We start from the raw sequence: 15,902 nt of genomic DNA, 5'->3' as shown, positions 1-15,902 counted from the left end.
ACACAATCACTGCGCAACGGAAAGCGATCGTCGACAGGCGCTTAATGCGCGCACTGCGGGCCGTGCTCGTGCCCGTGTTGACGATCCAGACGAAGGTTCACGAAATGAGCGCTGGCGACCAGCAACCCGCCGCACGTCACCATGACACTGTGCAGCACGATCGAGAAATTTTCTGCAAAGGTCACGCCCATCACCAGCAAGGCCAGCCCGGGCAGCGCCAATCGCAGCGGCAACGCGCGATGATGGCGACGATAACCGTTGACCAGTGCAAACAAGGCAAGCGCGCTGGCAAACAGCACGAAACCGCGCTCGAAAGCGTGATCGGCCAGGAAAGTCAGGCCCAGCAGCGGCAGGATGGCCAGCACGAACGGCAACGCTGCACAGTGAATCGCGCAGAGAAACGATGCGGTTGCACCGAGACGGTCCGCCACATTCCACCAGCGGGAGGTATGCGGCGTTGGCGTGGAATCCATAGGGAGGGGACTACACCAGGCGGAGTGATGCCGGTTGGGCCGGCGGGACGAATTGATACAATATAACACAGTACCCGCGGACGCAAGCCGTCTCCGATCCCCCTTCGGACGGAGCGAAAGCGGTCAGGCCTTGCGGCAGTTCTTGCAGATGCCGTGCACTTCCAGCGATTGCGCCTGGGGGCGGAAGCCGAAGGCCTTGGCCTGCGCTTCGATCAGCTCGGCCACGCGCTCGTCGCACACCTCTTGGGCACTGGAGCAGACGTCACAGATCAGGAACGGCACTTGATGCGCTTCGGCCGGATGGTGGCAGGACACGAAGGCATTGATCGATTCCAGCTTGTGGATGAAACCGTGCTCGAGCAGGAAATCGAGCGCTCGATAAACCGTGGGCGGGGCGGCATTGCCGTGGCGTTCGCGCAGGTGATCGAGCAGATCGTAGGCCTTGACCGGCTTGCCGGCAGCGGCGACCAGTTCCAGCACTTCCTTGCGCAGCGGGGTCAGGCGCAGACCTCGCTCTTCGCTGGCATGTTCCACCGCGGCCACGAAATCCTTGGGGCTATCGTGATGATGGTGGGCGTGCACCTTGACGGAAGAACCGTTGCTCAACTTGATCACCTCTTCCTCGAAATCATACACCCCGCTACCGACCATTCAGCGCGGCAACGGTGGCGGCCTGGCCGATCTGGGGGCTCGCAGCACGATAATCCAGCCGATCGGCCCCAATACCAGTGCCCAGACAATACCCGCCAACAAGCGCCCGCGCCACCAGCCGAGCAAAGCACCCACGGCGACGAACGCCAGATTCCACCAGAACAGTTCGTTCCAGGGAATCATGGTCATCAGGTTGAGGAAGATCCGGAAGAATGCGCCGGGCGAATCCGGATCGACACCTTGGGTGGCCTTGGCCAGCAATTCATCCATGGCGGAAATCGTTAACAACCGCGGACGGCGAAAGCGATTGCCGATTCGCGGCCATCACCCCTGCGCCAGCGCGATAGCGTGATCGATGCGCTGTAGCGCGATCTCCCGCCCCGTCAAATAAATCGTGTGGTCGATCGACGGCGACACCTGCGCACCGGTCATCGCCACGCGCAGCGGTTGCGCGATCTTGCCCATGCCGAGTTCGAGTTTGGCAGCCACCTGTTCGATCACCTGATGGATCGGCTCGGGCTTCCATGCGCACGTTGCCAGCAACTCCCGCGCGGCTTGCAATACCGCGACGGCGCTGTCGTTCTTCAGGTGCTTGGCAACGGCCTTGTCGTCCCACTCGGTGATCGGGCCGTACCATATCTTTGCGCGCTCGGCCATTTCCTTCAGCGTGTGCACGCGATCGCGCAAAGCGACGATCACGTCGGCCGGCGACGGGCCTTTGCTTGCGTCGATGCCCGCACGGGCAAGATGCCAGCCGAATTCCGCCGCCAGCACCTGCGGATCGTCGGTCTTCAGGTAGTGCTGGTTGAGCCACTCCAGCTTTTCGGTATCGAAGCGCGAAGCGGCCTTGTTGACGTCGCTGACGTCGAACAGCTTGATCATCTCCTCGCGCGAGAAGATTTCCTGATCGCCATGCGACCAGCCCAGGCGCACCAGATAGTTGAGAATGGCGTGCGGCAGGAACCCGTTCTCGCGGTATTCCATGACGCTTACCGAATTGGTGCGCTTGGAAAGCTTTTTGCCTTCCTTGTCCAGGATCATCGGCAGATGCGCGAACTCCGGCACCTTGGCGCCCAATGCCTGATAGATGTTGATCTGGCGCGGCGTGTTGTTGACGTGGTCGTCGCCGCGGATCACTTCGGTGATGCCCATGTCGATATCGTCGACCACCACGGCGAAGTTGTAGGTCGGCCAGCCGTCGGAGCGGAAGATCACCAGATCGTCCAGCTCGGTGTTGGCCCACTCCACCCGGCCCTTCACCTTGTCCTCGAACACCACCGAGCCTTCCAGCGGATTCTTGAAACGAATGACGCGGTTGGGGTCGTCGCGGTACGGCTCGTTGCGATCGCGGTAGTAGCCGTTGTAGCGGGGCTTTTCGCCACGCGCCATCGCGGCCTCGCGCATGGCTTCGATCTCGTCCTTGGATTCGTAGGCGTAATACGCCTTGCCGGCGGCCAGCAATTCGTCGGCGACCTGCTTGTAGCGAGCCAGGCGATGGGTCTGGTAGATCGGCGTGCCTTCGGCGCTCAAGTCCAGCCATTGCATGGCATCGAGAATGGCCTGCACGGCGGCATCGGTGGAGCGCTCCCGATCGGTGTCCTCGATGCGCAACAGGAATTCACCGCCGCGGCGACGCGCCTCCAGCCAGCAGTACAGCGCGGTGCGCGCACCGCCGATGTGCAGGAATCCGGTGGGACTGGGAGCGAAGCGGGTGCGGACGGTCATGATCTCTAGATGCGCCGGGACAGAACGGGAAATTTTAACCGATACCGCGCGCAAACTCCCCCTCCCAAGAGGAAGCGGGGAGCTTTCGTCCTCTTTGGGGTTACTTCACGTGCACCGTAATCGGCTTCGACACCAGCGGCGGGTCGAACGGGATGTGATTGGAATCGCCCAGTTCGAGCTGCAAGGTATGCGTGCCCGGGGTGAGCTTGAGGGTGGTTTCGGTCTGGCCCTCGCCGAAATGGAGGTGCTGCGCATCCTTGGGGATCGGCTGGCCGGCTGGCGGCAGATCTTTCACATCCACCAGCAAGTGGTGGTGCCCGGTGCCTTCGCGCACCACGCCCGCAGGCGCCACGCCCATACCCTTGAGCCCGAACCGAACGGTAAAGGTCTGGGGGACGGTCGCCCCGTCCTGCGGCGAGATGATGTAGACCTCGGCCCCGGCAGGGGCTTTGGTAGCCGGCAGCGAGGGGGCCTCGGCGGCCACTGCATAGCCGGCGGCGGTAGTCAGTGCCAGGGCGAGCAACAGACGTTTCATCGACGTGTCTCCTGATCCAGGGAAAAGACCGGTTCGCGCAATCTAGCGCAACCGGGTGTTGGCTTGGCGACAAGATTTCAGCGTTTCGTCACGCCCGTAACCGCCCTGTCACCTGACCGCCACCTGTACGAAACCACGCAGGCGCAAGCTACCGCCGTACAAGACGAGGATGCGCCATGCGTATCGGCATCATCAGCGAGACGTATCCGCCAGAGATCAACGGTGTCGCACTCACCGTGCACAGTCTGGCTACCGGTCTGGCCTCACGCGGCCACGAGATCGACCTGATCCGTCCCCGCCAGCAAACCAGCCACGTCGACGAACCCGGCATCCATGCCCTGGAAACGCGCGGCGCGGCCCTGCCCCGCTACCCCGGCCTGCGTTTCGGGCTGCCTGCGCCGCGCACCTTGCGCAAGCGCTGGTCGGAACAACGCCCCGATGTCATCTACGTCGCCACCGAAGGCCCGCTGGGCCGCTCGGCGGTGAAGACGGCGGTCCGGTTGGGCATTCCCGTCGCCACCGGCTTCCATACCCGCTTCGACACTTACGCCAACCACTACGGCGTGGGCTTCCTGACACCGGTAGTGCACGGTTATCTGCGCCGCTTCCACTGCCGCGCCAATATCACCCTGGTGCCCACCGACGCACTGGCCGCCGAGTTGGCGGCGATGGGCGTGGACCACGCACGCCTGCTGCGCCGCGCGGTGGATACGAAGTTGTTCCATCCGTCCAGGCGCGACAACGCGCTGCGCGAGAGTTGGGGTGTCGATGCCGATACGCCGGTGGTGTTGTATGTCGGCCGCATCGCACCGGAGAAAAACCTGGACCTGGCGGTATCGACGTTCCGCGCCATCCAGCAAAAAACGCCGAGCGCGCGCTATGTCTGGGTGGGCGATGGCCCGGCACGCGCAGCACTGCAGGCAGCGCATCCAGATTTCATCTTCGTGGGCATGAAGCGCGACGAGGCACTGGCCGCGCATTACGCCAGTGCGGACATGTTTTCCTTTCCGAGCCTGAGCGAAACCTTCGGCAACGTGATTCTGGAAGCGCTGTCCGCCGGTCTGCCGGTGGTCGCTTACAACGAAGGCGCGGCGCGCGAGCATCTGATCGACGGCGTCAACGGCTTTCGCATCGCCTCCGGCGACGCGCAGGCGTTCACCGCAGCAGCGGTCACGCTAGCCAGCGACATCCGCCTGATCCGCCACCTGGGCAGCGCTGCCGTGGCAAGCGTGGAACGGCTCTCGCCGGACGCCGTGATCCGCGAATTCGAACATCAACTGCAACAACTGGTCGAGGAGAACGAGCATGAGCGCCACATCGTCGCACCTGCCTGATCCCGTCGCGCTGCCGCGCCACGCCTTCGACCGGCGCATGTGCATCGCCGCCAACCGCTGGGGCGCACGCCATGCCGTGGGGCTGTTCTTCGGCGTCATCAGCCGGCTTGGCGATGGCATCTTCTGGTATGCACTGATGGCGGCGTTGGCCCTGATCGATGGCCGCCGCGGCCTGGAAGCTGCCGCGCACATGGCCGTCACCGGCCTGGTGGCGCTGCTGCTCTATCGCCTGCTCAAGCGTTGGACGCGTCGCCCGCGCCCGTTCCGCACCTGCCCCGGCGTGATCGCGCATGTGCCGCCGCTGGATGAATTCAGCTTCCCCTCCGGACACACCCTGCAGGCCGTGGGCTTCACCATCGTCGCGCTGGCCTGGTACCCGTTGCTGGCGCCGCTGCTGCTGACCTTCACCGCGCTGGTCGCCGCATCGCGCGTCATCCTGGGGTTGCACTATCCGAGCGACGTACTCGCGGCCATCGTCGTGGGCAGCGGCCTCGGTTCGCTTTCGCTGTGGCTGGTGCACGACGCGCCGCAGTGGCTGGCCTGATCCATCGGCGCGTTTGATCAATCGTTCGTCACGCCGTACGCACCTGCTTTGCGCTCAACGACATAGCGCACCTATCCACAAGCTCTACCGGATACTTTCCACAATGGCTGTGGAAAACAATGTCGCATCACGCACGTGCGCAACAACATTGCAAGCATTTTGATGCGCTCGTGTGCTGATCATTCGCTCATCACACTGTACGTACGCGCTTTGCGCTCAACGACATAGCACACCTATCCACAAGCTCTACCGGATACTTTCCACAACCGCTGTGGAAAACAATGTCGCATCACGCACGTTCGCAGCAACATTGCAAGCATTTTGATGCGCTCGCGTGCTGGTCATTCGCACGCCACACTGTACGCACGTGCTTTGCGCTCAACGACATAGCGCACCTATCCACAAGCTCTACCGAATGATTTCCACAACCGCTGTGGAAAACAATGTCGCATCACGCACGTGCACGGCAACATTGCAAGCATTTTGATGCGCTCGCGTGCTGGTCATTCGCACGCCACACTGTACGCACGTGCTTTGCGCTCAACGACATAGCGCACCTATCCACAGGCTCTACCGGATGCTTTCCACAATCGCTGTGGAAAACTACGCGCACTTTCTGCGCAAACTTTCATCATTGCGTGCCAAGTGGTTGATGGCACAACTGCATAGAAGGTTTTTCCACAGGCTTTTCCAAAGGTCGTCCACGTGGGCTGTGGAAAACGCACGGCTTGTTCTCCCGCTGCGGCGAACGACGGAGAAAAACAAAAAAGCCGCCCGAAGGCGGCTCTTTGCTCGCACGTGATGCGTGCTTACGCAGCCCGCGGCACCTTGCGCAAGATGCCGAGCACGTCGGTCAGCTTGTCGCGCATCTGGCGACGGTCGACGATCATGTCGATGGCGCCGTGCTCAAGCAGGAACTCCGAGGTCTGGAAGCCTTCCGGCAGCGTTTCGCGCACCGTCTGCTCGATTACGCGACGACCGGCGAAGCCGATCTGCGCTTTCGGTTCGGCAACATTGATGTCGCCCAGCATCGCCAGGCTTGCCGACACGCCGCCGGTGGTGGGATTGGTCAGCACGCTGATATAAGGCACGCCGGCTTCGCGCAAACGCGCCAGCGCGGCGGACGTCTTGGCCATCTGCATCAGCGAGAACAATGCTTCCTGCATGCGCGCACCGCCGCTGGCGGAGAAACACACCAGCGCACTGCGCTCGGCGAGCGCGCGTTCGGCGGCGCGGGTGAATTTCTCACCGACCACCGAACCCATCGAGCCGCCCATGTAGGAAAACTCGAAGGCTACCGCCATCAGCGGCTTGTCCTTCAACTTGCCGCTCATCGCAATCAGCGCATCTTTCTCGCCGGTGGACTTTTGCGATGCAGAGATGCGGTCGCGGTACTTCTTGGAATCGCGGAACTTGAGCGGGTCGCTGGGCTCCATGCTGGCCCAATGCTCCTGCGCGCTGCCTTCATCGAGCAGTGCCAGCAGGCGCTCGCGTGCACCGATCGCGTGATGATGGCTGCACTTGGGGCACACCATCAGATTGCGCTCCAGCTCCGGCCGGTACAGCACCGCACCGCAGCCTGCGCATTTCTCCCATACACCTTCGGGTACCTTGCCCTTGCCTGCCGCGGAACTCTGCGTCCGCGCGCGGGGTGCCATGATTTTTTGCAGCCAATTCATTGCATACGCCTCAATCTGGAAACTAGCGCCGCCTGTTCGGCGCGCCCGGTCACGCGTACGAAACGCGCATCCCTTTGCCGTTTCGGGCCAGGCTTTGCTATGGAGCCTGATCCGAAAAGAAAAAGGGCGAGGACGACCCGGCCTCGTTCAAGCTGTAGGACCACGCGGGCCCACAACCGTTCCCTGTTTGGATTACCGCGAATCCCGGCTTCCCGCCCTTACCCCCTCCTCAAAGGGAGAGCAAGAAATCAAGCTTCGTCCAGCGCCGCGCGGATCGGGCGGAGAAAATCTCCCGCCCTTGCCACGATGTCCGGCACGTGGGTCAAACCTTCGAGCCGCTCGACCAGCGCACTGCCGATCACGACAGCATCGGCAAATCCTGCAATGGCCTTCGCGCTCTGCGCATCCTTGACACCAAAGCCCACAGCCACCGGTGCCTTGGCGTGAGACCGGATATCCGCCACGCGTGCGGCGATATCCTGGGTACTCAAACGCCCCGCCCCGGTAATGCCGGCGAACGATACATAGTACAGGAAACCCTCTGCCGCTTCGCACAACTTCGCCATACGCGCGGGTGCGGTCGTTGGCGCAGCGAGCAGGATCTGCTGCAAACCCGCTGCGCGCAAAGGCGCGAGCACCTGGGACTCCTCCAACGGACAATCGACCAGCAGCACGCCATCCACGCCCGCATTGGCAGCTTCGGCGGCGAAACGCTCATAACCGTGGATTTCCACCGGATTGAGATAGCCCATCAGCACCACCGGAGTATCCCGGTCGCGCTCGCGAAACGCCGCCACCCAGGCCAGCACGTCGGCCAGCCCCACGCCTCGGGCGATGGCGCGTTCGCTGGCATGCTGGATCACCGGGCCATCGGCCATCGGATCGGAAAACGGCACGCCCAGTTCGATCAGGTCCGCGCCGGCGTCGACCAGTGCATGCATCAGCGCCACGCTGTGCTCGGGTGCGGGATCGCCCGCGGTGACGAAAGGTATCAAGCCGGTGCGGCCTGCGGCTTTCAGCGCGGCGAAACGACGGTCGATTCGGCTCATACCTGCACTCCTTCTCGCGCGGCAATCGTGTGGACGTCTTTGTCGCCGCGGCCGGAAAGGTTGCATAGCACGATGCCGTCCTTGGGCAGTTCGCGCGCCAGCTTCATCGCCTGCGCCACCGCGTGGCTCGATTCCAGCGCGGCAAGAATGCCCTCGGTGCGCGCCAGCAGATGGAAAGCTTCCAGCGCTTCGTCGTCGGTCACACCCACATAGTCGGCGCGACCTGCGTCTTTCAGGAAAGCATGCTCGGGGCCGACGCCGGGATAGTCCAGGCCGGCAGACACCGAATGCGTTTCGGTGATCTGCCCATTGTCGTCGCACAACACGTAGGTGCGGTTGCCATGCAGTACGCCCGGCCTTCCGGCGGCCAGCGAAGCGGCGTGATGACCACTGGCAATGCCCTCGCCCGCCGCTTCGGCGCCGACGATGCGTACCTGGCGATCATTGAGGAACGCATGGAACAGGCCGATCGCATTGGAACCGCCGCCGACGCACGCCGTCAGCACATCCGGCAGGCGCCCGTATTGCTCCAGCATCTGTGCGCGTGCCTCGCGCCCCACGATGGCGTTGAAATCGCGCACCATCATCGGATACGGATGCGGCCCGGCCACGGTGCCAATGATGTAGAAGGTGTCGGCGACGTTGGTCACCCAATCGCGCATCGCTTCGTTCAAGGCATCCTTGAGCGTCTTGGAGCCCGAGGTGACCGGCACCACCTCGGCGCCCAGCAGCTTCATGCGGTACACGTTGATCTTCTGGCGCTCGATATCGACCGCACCCATGTACACCACGCACTTCAGGCCGAAACGCGCCGCAACGGTGGCGCTGGCCACGCCGTGCTGGCCCGCACCGGTTTCCGCGATGATGCGCGGCTTGCCCATGCGCTTGGCGACCAGCGCCTGGCCGATGGTGTTGTTGATCTTGTGCGCGCCGGTGTGATTGAGGTCTTCGCGCTTGAGCAGAATGCGCGCGCCGCCAATGTGCCGGGACAGCCGCTCGGCGTGATAGATCGGGCTGGGACGCCCCACGTAGTGAGTCAGGTCGCGGTCCAGCTCGGCCAGGAATTCCGGATCTTCACGCAGGCGCAGATAGGCCTCGGTCAACTCGGCCAGCGGCGCCATCAGGGTTTCGGCGACGTATTGCCCGCCGAAATTGCCGAAGCGCCCATGGGCGTCCGGCCAGCTCTGGAAATCCTCGATCGTGGGCATGGGTCAAGTCCTGTACTGACAGCCAAAGTCACAGATGGCCGCAGCCATCAGATGGCAGAAAATAACGCGATTCCACCATATAAAAAAGCGATATGATGGCCACCATTCGTCAGAAAAACTCACAAATCGCTTGAGCCGCGACCTGCCCTCGCTGAATGCCCTGCGCGCCTTCGAGGCGACGGCCCGGCTGGGCAGCGTCAGCCGCGCCGCCGAAGAACTGCACGTCACCCACGGCGCCATCAGCCGCCAGCTGCGGGTTTTGGAGCAGGCGCTGGGGCAGCCGCTGTTCACGCGGCTTGGGCGCGGCATCGCCCTCACCGCCGTCGGCGAGCAGTTGCGCGACCGGGTCGCCAACGCTTTCGACCAGCTGCGCGACGGCTGGTCGGAGTTGCAGCGCAGCCGGGGCCAGGCTCCGTTCGTGCTCAGCTGTCCCAGCAGCCTGCTGGCGCGTTGGGTGATCCCGCGGCTGGACCGGCTGGAACGCGATCTGCCGGCCCTCCGCCTGCATCTATCGCCCGAAGAAGACCCCCTGGCGCCACAGCGTGCCGAACCCGATGCCGCCCTGGTGCTCGCCGCCGCCCCGTGGCCGGCCGGCTGGCAGGTGCATGAACTGGCACCGGAACGCATCGGCCCCGTGGTCAGCCCACGCTATCCGGGACTCGTCCGTCTGCGCGAGCACGGCCCGGCAGCCCTGGAAAACGAGGCGCTGCTGCACACCAGCTCGCGCCCGCAGGCATGGCCGACCTGGGCAAAAGCCGGCGACGTGCAGGCTGCGCTGCATTACGGCCAGGGCTTTACGCGCCTGTTCTACATGTTGGAAGCGGCCGTGGCAGGACTTGGCGTAGCCATTGCGCCGGAGCAACTGGTGCAAGACGACCTAGACGCCGGACGCCTGCTCGCACCATGGGGATTCCGGCAAACCGATGCGCAATGGATTCTGGCTGCGCCACGCCGGCGCAACGACAGTCGCATCGAGGCATTGGCTGCGTGGTTGCGCCGCGCGCTCGCGCCATCTGCGGATGCGCAAAAATCGTTGGATTAAAAGCGCTTCCGCGCCTTCCAGCGACGCCACACCAGCCAGGCCGAGCCCACCACCAGCCAAGTCGTAAACAGCACCTGCAAGGCAATGCTTGCCGGGTAGTAGCGATGCGCAATCACCTGGTTGAGGCCCAGCAAGAACAGTACGAGGAGCCCGAGTGCGAACGGGTTGAAGGTGTTGCGCGGCATGTTGGGCTTTGCCACTTCGAGCCTCCGGGGCGCCTTCCATCCAACGCGCCCATGCGGCGCTATGATGCCACGCCATCGTGCGAAAACAGCTAGTCCACCGTCGCAACGTCGAGGAGAGGACCATGCTCAAGGGCAATCTCAAGCTTGCCGTTCCGATGCCGCCGCCGCAAGGCAACGACGACAACGCCGCGTGGGATGTCTACAACTCCACGCCCTGGGGTGTCGAAATAAATGGCGCCGATTTTCATCCTGTGCCGGGCCAGCCTTCGGTGTTCACCGCCAGTGCGCCCGCGCAGTACAAGCTGACGGTGACCGCCACGATCGGGCCGAACGGTCAGGTTGAACTGGCTTACTCGCGCTTCGTCGACGAGACCGAAAACAATCTGCTATCGGGATGAGCGCCATGCTCCGGCAACGGCTGTTGCAGGCCGGGTGCAAACGAAAACTCAAAGCAAGACGAAATCCTGAGGCTCCAGCGGCGGCGGCAAATCCGAAGCCCCTTGCAGGCTGAGCAGGTCGCGTTCAATGGTGCGGCTCATCGCATCGAGCGGCAGATCGTTGGGCAGCAGGTCGAACGGATCTTCGATCTGCTCGCCGATCGCATCGAGCCCGAAAAACGTATACGCGAGAATACCGACCGCCAACGGTGTCAGCCAGCCCAGCGGTCCGATCAGGCAGAACGGCAGCATGAAGCAATACACGTGCACCGTTCGATGCAACAACAGAATGTAGGCAAAGGGAATGGGCGTGCCTTTAATGCGCTCGCATCCGCCGAAGGTGCGGGACAACTGGTTGAGCTCGTGATCCATTTCGACAAGCAGCATGCTGTCGATACCGGCGTCGCGCGCGGCGCGCGCGTAGGAAACCCCAAGGAATCCCAGCAACGCATTGGGCCGGTTCGCCGAAGCAAGCACCTTTTCTCTCGCTTCGGCAGGCAGCCAGCGCGCAAGGTCGGCATCGGGCGAACTGCCGCGCAGGTGATGGCGCAAGGCATGCGCGAAACCGATCAGGCCATTGACCAGCTCGCGATGCCTGGCCTCGTCCAATGAGGGCATGAAGGCCCGCGTTTGCCGGGCAAGATTGCGCGATGCGATCAACAGGTCGCCCCACAAAGTGCGCCCCTCCCACCATCGCTGATAGGCCACGTTATTGCGAAAGCCCAGGAAGATCGCCAACGTCAATCCCAACAACGTCAATGGCGCGGCATTCAAGGTAAAGCCGACCGCCAGCCCATGCCGCTCCGCCACGACCACGGCGAGCGAGAGCAGCATGGTGTAGGCCACGCGCGGCCAGATGATCGGGACGATCGATCCCTTCAGGGCAAACAGCAGCGTCGTGACGGAGTGTGCCTTGCGCGGTCTTACGATCATGTCAGGGCATCGATAGCAGTGATTTTCGAGGAAAGTCCTGTGCGCCATCCTCGAAACCTGGCGCCAGGAGGTTCATCCGTGGCGAACAAAACGCAACGGCGCATCGATCCGATTCAGCAGGCGCGATCAATGGCGTTTGCGTTGCCGGCGCAGCGATTCACCGAATCGCCGCGTTCGTTCAACTTCCCAACTCTTGAAAGGCGTGACCGTTCGCATCCAGCACCTGCAAGATCGCCGGCTGCAATTCGCTGGCCCACGCCTGGCCTTCAAGCTGCCACTGCTTGGCGTCGACCAGATCCGGCAGGCCTGCGCCATGGCGTACGTAAAGGCCGAGCGTGGGCCGCGCCGGGCTGATGTAGAAGTCGAAGGACTGCATGGTTCACGGCTCCAATCAGGAGGCCACTCGCCCGGCCTTTATTTGCCACCCGCGGTCAGCAGTACCGCAGCTTCCGCGGTCAACTGCAGGAAGGTGAAGGTCTCCTGCAGATACAAGTGAACGCTGCGCTCGGAGTGGCTCAGGTAGCCGATGGAAAAATCCTGGCCCAGGTGCAGCTCGAAATCTCCGCCGCGCGTGCTCACCACCACTCCGCCCTTGATCGCTGGCGCCCAGATGATCTCCGACTCCACCAGGCGCTGCAGGTCCCTGATCACCGGATATCCGGCATCCGTGGCCCCGCTCACCTTGGTGTAGGCCTGCTCACCCAAGAGCAGCGCATAAGGCCCATTGACTCCAGCCTCGCGCAGGCGGCTCACCGCCTGAGCAACCGCCACGGGGTAGTTGCCGATATCAGCAGGCAGCGTTACCGCTTTGTTGCTGGTTCCGCGGCGAATACCCGCAATGCCGGCCGCTTCGTAGCCTTCGAAGATCGCACCGTCTTCGGCGAACGCGATCTTGCGCGCAGCATCCTTGAGCGGCTGCAGGTCCGGATCGTTGGCACCGCGCTCCACCGAATCGAGGGCCTCGCGCGACAATTCAAAGGGCACGCGCAGTTCCACCACTGCCTTCGCTTCGCGCAGCGATGCCTGCACGCCGTCGGCCGGCGACTTGATGTTTTGCAGGTGGCCGGTACCCACACACGAAAAATCGAAACCTTTCGGCCCCACCACGTCCACGATGCGGCGCGCCGCGAGATGGCGTTTCAAGGTTCGGGCGGCTTCCGCCTCGATCTGCTCCCACGCCCCTTCCGAAATCGGCGCAAGCTTCCGATGAAGATTATTCACGTGCAGGTCCTCCTTTGAGCGAACCGATACCAAGCGAGCCATCGGACACAGGGCGGGATGCTTCCGCATCCGCCGCACCTTCTGTGCCGGCCGGCGCAACGACTGCGCCTTCGGCCGTAACGTTGGCCAGGAAGGTGGCCGATGGCACGAAGAACAACGACCCGGTGACGGCCTTGCTGACATCGAGCAGGCGGTCGTAATTGCCCGGCGGATTGCCGACGAACATGTTGGTGAGCATCAATTCGATCCGGCGCGGCGATCGCGCATAACCGATGAAATAGGTGCCGAACTCGCCCTTGCCCACTTCGCCGAACGGCATGTTGTCGCGCACGATTTGCAACTGCTCGCCGTTCTCGACGATGTTCGTCAGCACGTTGTGCGCATAGGTGGGCTTGGCCGCTTCGGCCAATTCGATATCCGACAGCTTCTTGCGGCCGATAATCCCTTCCTGGTGCTCCACCGGCATCGCATTCCAGGCCCGCACGTCGTGCAGGTACTTCTGCACGATCACGTAACTGCCGCCGGCGAAATCCGCGTCCTCTTCGCCGATGATGGCCGCGTCGGCGGCATCCTGGTCGACCGGATTCTCGGTGCCGTCGACGAAGCCGAGCAGGTCGCGCTCGTCGAAATATTTGAAGCCGTGCACCTCGTCGACGTTGGCGACGCCATCGCCAATGCGCGACATGATTTCGCTGGCCAGCTCAAAGCAAAGGTCCATGCGCATGGCGCGAATGTGAAACAGAAGATCGGCTTGCGTGGAGACCGCGTGATGCACCCCGCGAATTTCGCGAAAGGGATGCAATTCCACGGGCCTGGGCTGGCCGAACAGCCGATCCCAGGCATCCGAGCCGAACCCCATCACGCAGGAAAGACGTCCGCCCGGATCGCGAAATCCCACCGCGCGCAAAAGCGACGGCAGATCGCCGCACAAAGCTCTCACCGCCGTATCGCCGAGCGGTTCGGGCTTCAGCGTCACCGCCAGGAAAATGGCCGATTTCGTAAGCGTTGCAATGACTGGTTGCGGAATGGCGGAAGACACTTGCGACACCTCACGAATGGGTCGCCGTAGTATGGTCGCGGCCCGAAGAAGTTGAAAGTCCGAAGTTCGTCGTCGATCGCCGCATCGTTGGCCGTTTCATCGCTCGCTATCTCCATCCGCCCAGTCGCGCACCGGAAACTCGAGGATCTCACCCGGCCGAATGGCAATCAGTGCCTTGCGCCCCCGATGATGCAATCGGGCGGTAAATTCGGAAAACTCCGCCACCTGCTTTCCGGATTCGATGTGCCAAATCGTTGTGCCATCCAAGGAGGCCACGTAAAGATGGACCCCATCGCTGAAGAGGTCGACCACGCGCGCTTCATCCAGATCCATCGCCAGGCGCCGCTCGGATGACTGCTCGCGTTGCGTGGCATCCAGAATGCGCACGCCGGGACCTTGTGCCGTTTCCTGAAACTCTTCGCCATCCCAGTTGGCCAATCCCCAAATCGCCACGTGCCGGTTATCGATCCAGCAGGCGGCAAATCCCCAGTCTTCGCGCGTGGTCAGATAGACGGCGGAAGTGCCGTCTTCGCTTTCCCAAGGGTTGGTTTCCAGCCAATCGCGCACCGACCAAGCCCGCGGCATGGACACCGGATGCCATACCCATCCATCGTCGAACAGCCGGCTGCCGTCGGGATTCGGCCGGAGCTGTCCATGAAAATAATCGAGGTGATGATCAGCCGCCTCGTCATCGCGTTCGGTCAGCGATTTTCCAGTGACCGGATCTGCAACGTCGAGCCGGTTCCAGGCCGTGCGGTGAACCAACAGATCGCGCCCCCGGTGGGAAAGAAAGCAGGCACTGAAGGGAACCGTACCCTGATGGTAGTCCCCGCCATCCAGGCGCATCGTTGGCGTGCCGGTTGCCACCTCCACCACGATTCCTTCTCGCCCTCTATCAACGACCACGGCCGCGTATCGCCCATCGGAGGATGCGTGCAGCCCGTAGCCGGGTGCGCTGAAATACACCCCCTCGCTTCCCTGCTGCAACGCCGGCAGCGCAACGGAACACAGCCTGTTGCAAATCCCGGTGTCGAGATTCATGCCCACCAGTGCGCCATCTGAAGTCAAGGCGAGCAGATGGCCGTAATCCGCCTCGACCGTGCAAAGATCGACGATCGGCGGATGCTCCCACGCGTGCACATTTGCCCCACGTGCGGGCTGGTTCGATCCGAACAGATTGGACACGCTGATCCGATGCATGAAAGTTCCTTTTCAATGGCCCATCAACAATCGCATGGGACGGCTACAGATGAAAGAATGAGGCGAAACGTTCGACTGAGGACATTCCTTGGCATCACCAGCCTTCCGAATGTCCCTCTCAAGGAATGACGATAGCCAGATCCGACTTGACCCGGTCCAGCACGACCAGCGTTCGATAGCTGTCGACGAGTTCATTCTGTGCAAACAGGCGACGGGTCAGTTCTTTGTAAGCCCGCATGTCGGGCGTCACGATAATCAGGACGAAACTGGTACCGCCGGTGACGTAGTAGCACTGCTGGATCTCGGGCGTATCGCGAAAGAGCGCCTTGGCCGGATCGACGGTCGTGTGGCGCTCATCGCGCAAGTGCAGCTCGACGATGGCAGTGATGGCCAGGGACATCGCGTCCGGATCGACCACCGCCACGTTCTGCGCAATGACTCCGGCTTTCTCCATGGCTGCAATGCGCCGCTGCACGGCGGCGGCGGACAGGTTGACCTGCTCGGCGATCACCCGCTGCGGCGTCTTGTTGTCGCGCTGGATGATGCGAAGGATGGCCCGGTCGAAAGCATCGACTCCGCGGCTCTGGGGAATGGTCTGGTTTGCCATGAGCGATTATTTGTTGCATTTGAGGCCTGGATCAAGAGCA

General features: G+C 62.7%; 19 protein-coding genes. 4 read left to right on the top strand and 15 right to left on the bottom strand.

All coding sequences use genetic code 11. The features are described from left to right. Positions 1–41: 41 nt before the first annotated feature. The 5 genes from ISS99_RS16100 to ISS99_RS16080 form a co-directional block, all read right to left on the bottom strand. Entirely contained in the window at positions 42–473 is a 432-nt protein-coding gene (locus ISS99_RS16100) for a MerC domain-containing protein (RefSeq protein ID WP_204632587.1), read from the bottom strand. 123 nt (positions 474–596) lie between these two features. Then, a complete protein-coding gene (locus tag ISS99_RS16095) occupies positions 597–1,055 on the bottom strand; it encodes a transcriptional repressor (RefSeq protein WP_425490483.1) in 459 nt (152 codons plus the stop codon). A 69-nt stretch (positions 1,056–1,124) separates the two neighbouring features. Continuing rightward, entirely contained in the window at positions 1,125–1,394 is a 270-nt protein-coding gene (locus tag ISS99_RS16090) for a hypothetical protein (RefSeq protein ID WP_204632586.1), read from the bottom strand. Positions 1,395–1,448: 54 nt separating this feature from the next. Further along, positions 1,449–2,849 carry a glutamate--tRNA ligase gene (gene gltX / locus ISS99_RS16085; RefSeq protein WP_204632585.1) on the bottom strand — a complete coding sequence of 467 codons (1,401 nt, stop codon included), beginning with the start codon at positions 2,847–2,849 and terminating at the stop codon, positions 1,449–1,451. Positions 2,850–2,949: 100 nt separating this feature from the next. Further along, a complete protein-coding gene (locus ISS99_RS16080; RefSeq protein WP_204632584.1) occupies positions 2,950–3,384 on the bottom strand; it encodes a DUF4399 domain-containing protein in 435 nt (144 codons plus the stop codon). Between the two features lie 176 nt (positions 3,385–3,560). On the opposite strand from ISS99_RS16080, the gene ISS99_RS16075 reads away from it, so the two are divergent. Both ISS99_RS16075 and ISS99_RS16070 read left to right on the top strand, forming a co-directional pair. Then, positions 3,561–4,718: a glycosyltransferase family 4 protein gene (locus ISS99_RS16075; RefSeq protein WP_204632583.1), complete on the top strand. Its 1,158-nt coding sequence runs from the start codon at positions 3,561–3,563 to the stop codon at positions 4,716–4,718. Then, positions 4,690–5,262, top strand: coding sequence for a phosphatase PAP2 family protein (locus ISS99_RS16070; RefSeq protein ID WP_204632582.1), 573 nt, complete (start codon positions 4,690–4,692; stop codon positions 5,260–5,262). The genes ISS99_RS16075 and ISS99_RS16070 overlap by 29 nt, the downstream gene beginning before the upstream one ends. Before the next feature lie 809 nt (positions 5,263–6,071). Here ISS99_RS16070 and accD read toward each other — a convergent pair. The 3 genes from accD to trpB form a co-directional block, all read right to left on the bottom strand. Continuing rightward, positions 6,072–6,941 carry an acetyl-CoA carboxylase, carboxyltransferase subunit beta gene (gene accD, locus ISS99_RS16065; protein ID WP_204632581.1) on the bottom strand — a complete coding sequence of 290 codons (870 nt, stop codon included), beginning with the start codon at positions 6,939–6,941 and terminating at the stop codon, positions 6,072–6,074. A 248-nt stretch (positions 6,942–7,189) separates the two neighbouring features. Next, a complete protein-coding gene (trpA, locus tag ISS99_RS16060) occupies positions 7,190–7,990 on the bottom strand; it encodes a tryptophan synthase subunit alpha (protein ID WP_204632580.1) in 801 nt (266 codons plus the stop codon). Beyond that, complete coding sequence (gene trpB, locus ISS99_RS16055; protein ID WP_204632579.1) at positions 7,987–9,198, bottom strand: tryptophan synthase subunit beta; 1,212 nt, start codon at positions 9,196–9,198, stop codon at positions 7,987–7,989. The genes trpA and trpB overlap by 4 nt, the downstream gene beginning before the upstream one ends. Positions 9,199–9,328: 130 nt before the next feature. Here trpB and ISS99_RS16050 point away from each other — a divergent pair, with 130 nt between their 5' ends. After that, a complete protein-coding gene (locus ISS99_RS16050; protein WP_204632578.1) occupies positions 9,329–10,240 on the top strand; it encodes a LysR family transcriptional regulator in 912 nt (303 codons plus the stop codon). Here ISS99_RS16050 and ISS99_RS16045 read toward each other — a convergent pair. Beyond that, entirely contained in the window at positions 10,237–10,440 is a 204-nt protein-coding gene (locus ISS99_RS16045; RefSeq protein WP_204632577.1) for a hypothetical protein, read from the bottom strand. The genes ISS99_RS16050 and ISS99_RS16045 overlap by 4 nt on opposite strands. Before the next feature lie 107 nt (positions 10,441–10,547). Here ISS99_RS16045 and ISS99_RS16040 point away from each other — a divergent pair, with 107 nt between their 5' ends. Continuing rightward, positions 10,548–10,823 (top strand): hypothetical protein, encoded by a 276-nt coding sequence (locus ISS99_RS16040; RefSeq protein ID WP_204632576.1) that lies wholly within the window; start codon positions 10,548–10,550, stop codon positions 10,821–10,823. A 48-nt stretch (positions 10,824–10,871) separates the two neighbouring features. Here the strand turns inward: ISS99_RS16040 and ISS99_RS16035 are convergent, their stop codons facing one another. The 6 genes from ISS99_RS16035 to ISS99_RS16010 all read right to left on the bottom strand — a co-directional run bounded on the left by ISS99_RS16035 (position 10,872) and on the right by ISS99_RS16010 (position 15,862). Continuing rightward, positions 10,872–11,795, bottom strand: coding sequence for a bestrophin family protein (locus tag ISS99_RS16035; protein WP_204632575.1), 924 nt, complete (start codon positions 11,793–11,795; stop codon positions 10,872–10,874). Between the two features lie 178 nt (positions 11,796–11,973). Beyond that, a complete protein-coding gene (locus tag ISS99_RS16030; protein WP_204632574.1) occupies positions 11,974–12,171 on the bottom strand; it encodes a hypothetical protein in 198 nt (65 codons plus the stop codon). Between the two features lie 38 nt (positions 12,172–12,209). Then, a complete protein-coding gene (locus ISS99_RS16025) occupies positions 12,210–13,016 on the bottom strand; it encodes a family 1 encapsulin nanocompartment shell protein (RefSeq protein ID WP_204632573.1) in 807 nt (268 codons plus the stop codon). Next, a complete protein-coding gene (locus tag ISS99_RS16020) occupies positions 13,009–14,055 on the bottom strand; it encodes a Dyp-type peroxidase (RefSeq protein ID WP_204632572.1) in 1,047 nt (348 codons plus the stop codon). The genes ISS99_RS16025 and ISS99_RS16020 overlap by 8 nt, the downstream gene beginning before the upstream one ends. Positions 14,056–14,151: 96 nt before the next feature. Then, a complete protein-coding gene (locus ISS99_RS16015) occupies positions 14,152–15,255 on the bottom strand; it encodes a hypothetical protein (RefSeq protein ID WP_204632571.1) in 1,104 nt (367 codons plus the stop codon). 118 nt (positions 15,256–15,373) lie between these two features. Beyond that, a complete protein-coding gene (locus ISS99_RS16010; protein WP_204632570.1) occupies positions 15,374–15,862 on the bottom strand; it encodes an Lrp/AsnC family transcriptional regulator in 489 nt (162 codons plus the stop codon). Positions 15,863–15,902 lie beyond the last annotated feature (40 nt).

It is taken from the genome of Dyella mobilis, assembly GCF_016904945.1.
GTDB lineage: Bacteria > Pseudomonadota > Gammaproteobacteria > Xanthomonadales > Rhodanobacteraceae > Dyella_B > Dyella_B mobilis.
Note: the sequence above shows the minus strand (reverse complement) of the source record. Positions and strands in the feature narration are given on the sequence as shown.

What these genes read in the sequence shown, in the direction of transcription:
- ISS99_RS16100 (WP_204632587.1), bottom strand. Translation starts at nt 473, where the DNA reads ATGGATTCCACGCCAACGCCGCATACCTCCCGCTGGTGGAATGTGGCG.
- ISS99_RS16090 (WP_204632586.1), bottom strand. Translation starts at nt 1,394, where the DNA reads ATGGATGAATTGCTGGCCAAGGCCACCCAAGGTGTCGATCCGGATTCG.
- gltX (WP_204632585.1), bottom strand. Translation starts at nt 2,849, where the DNA reads ATGACCGTCCGCACCCGCTTCGCTCCCAGTCCCACCGGATTCCTGCAC.
- ISS99_RS16080 (WP_204632584.1), bottom strand. Translation starts at nt 3,384, where the DNA reads ATGAAACGTCTGTTGCTCGCCCTGGCACTGACTACCGCCGCCGGCTAT.
- ISS99_RS16075 (WP_204632583.1), top strand. Translation starts at nt 3,561, where the DNA reads ATGCGTATCGGCATCATCAGCGAGACGTATCCGCCAGAGATCAACGGT.
- ISS99_RS16070 (WP_204632582.1), top strand. Translation starts at nt 4,690, where the DNA reads ATGAGCGCCACATCGTCGCACCTGCCTGATCCCGTCGCGCTGCCGCGC.
- accD (WP_204632581.1), bottom strand. Translation starts at nt 6,941, where the DNA reads ATGAATTGGCTGCAAAAAATCATGGCACCCCGCGCGCGGACGCAGAGT.
- trpA (WP_204632580.1), bottom strand. Translation starts at nt 7,990, where the DNA reads ATGAGCCGAATCGACCGTCGTTTCGCCGCGCTGAAAGCCGCAGGCCGC.
- trpB (WP_204632579.1), bottom strand. Translation starts at nt 9,198, where the DNA reads ATGCCCACGATCGAGGATTTCCAGAGCTGGCCGGACGCCCATGGGCGC.
- ISS99_RS16040 (WP_204632576.1), top strand. Translation starts at nt 10,548, where the DNA reads ATGCTCAAGGGCAATCTCAAGCTTGCCGTTCCGATGCCGCCGCCGCAA.
- ISS99_RS16035 (WP_204632575.1), bottom strand. Translation starts at nt 11,795, where the DNA reads ATGATCGTAAGACCGCGCAAGGCACACTCCGTCACGACGCTGCTGTTT.
- ISS99_RS16030 (WP_204632574.1), bottom strand. Translation starts at nt 12,171, where the DNA reads ATGCAGTCCTTCGACTTCTACATCAGCCCGGCGCGGCCCACGCTCGGC.
- ISS99_RS16015 (WP_204632571.1), bottom strand. Translation starts at nt 15,255, where the DNA reads ATGCATCGGATCAGCGTGTCCAATCTGTTCGGATCGAACCAGCCCGCA.
- ISS99_RS16010 (WP_204632570.1), bottom strand. Translation starts at nt 15,862, where the DNA reads ATGGCAAACCAGACCATTCCCCAGAGCCGCGGAGTCGATGCTTTCGAC.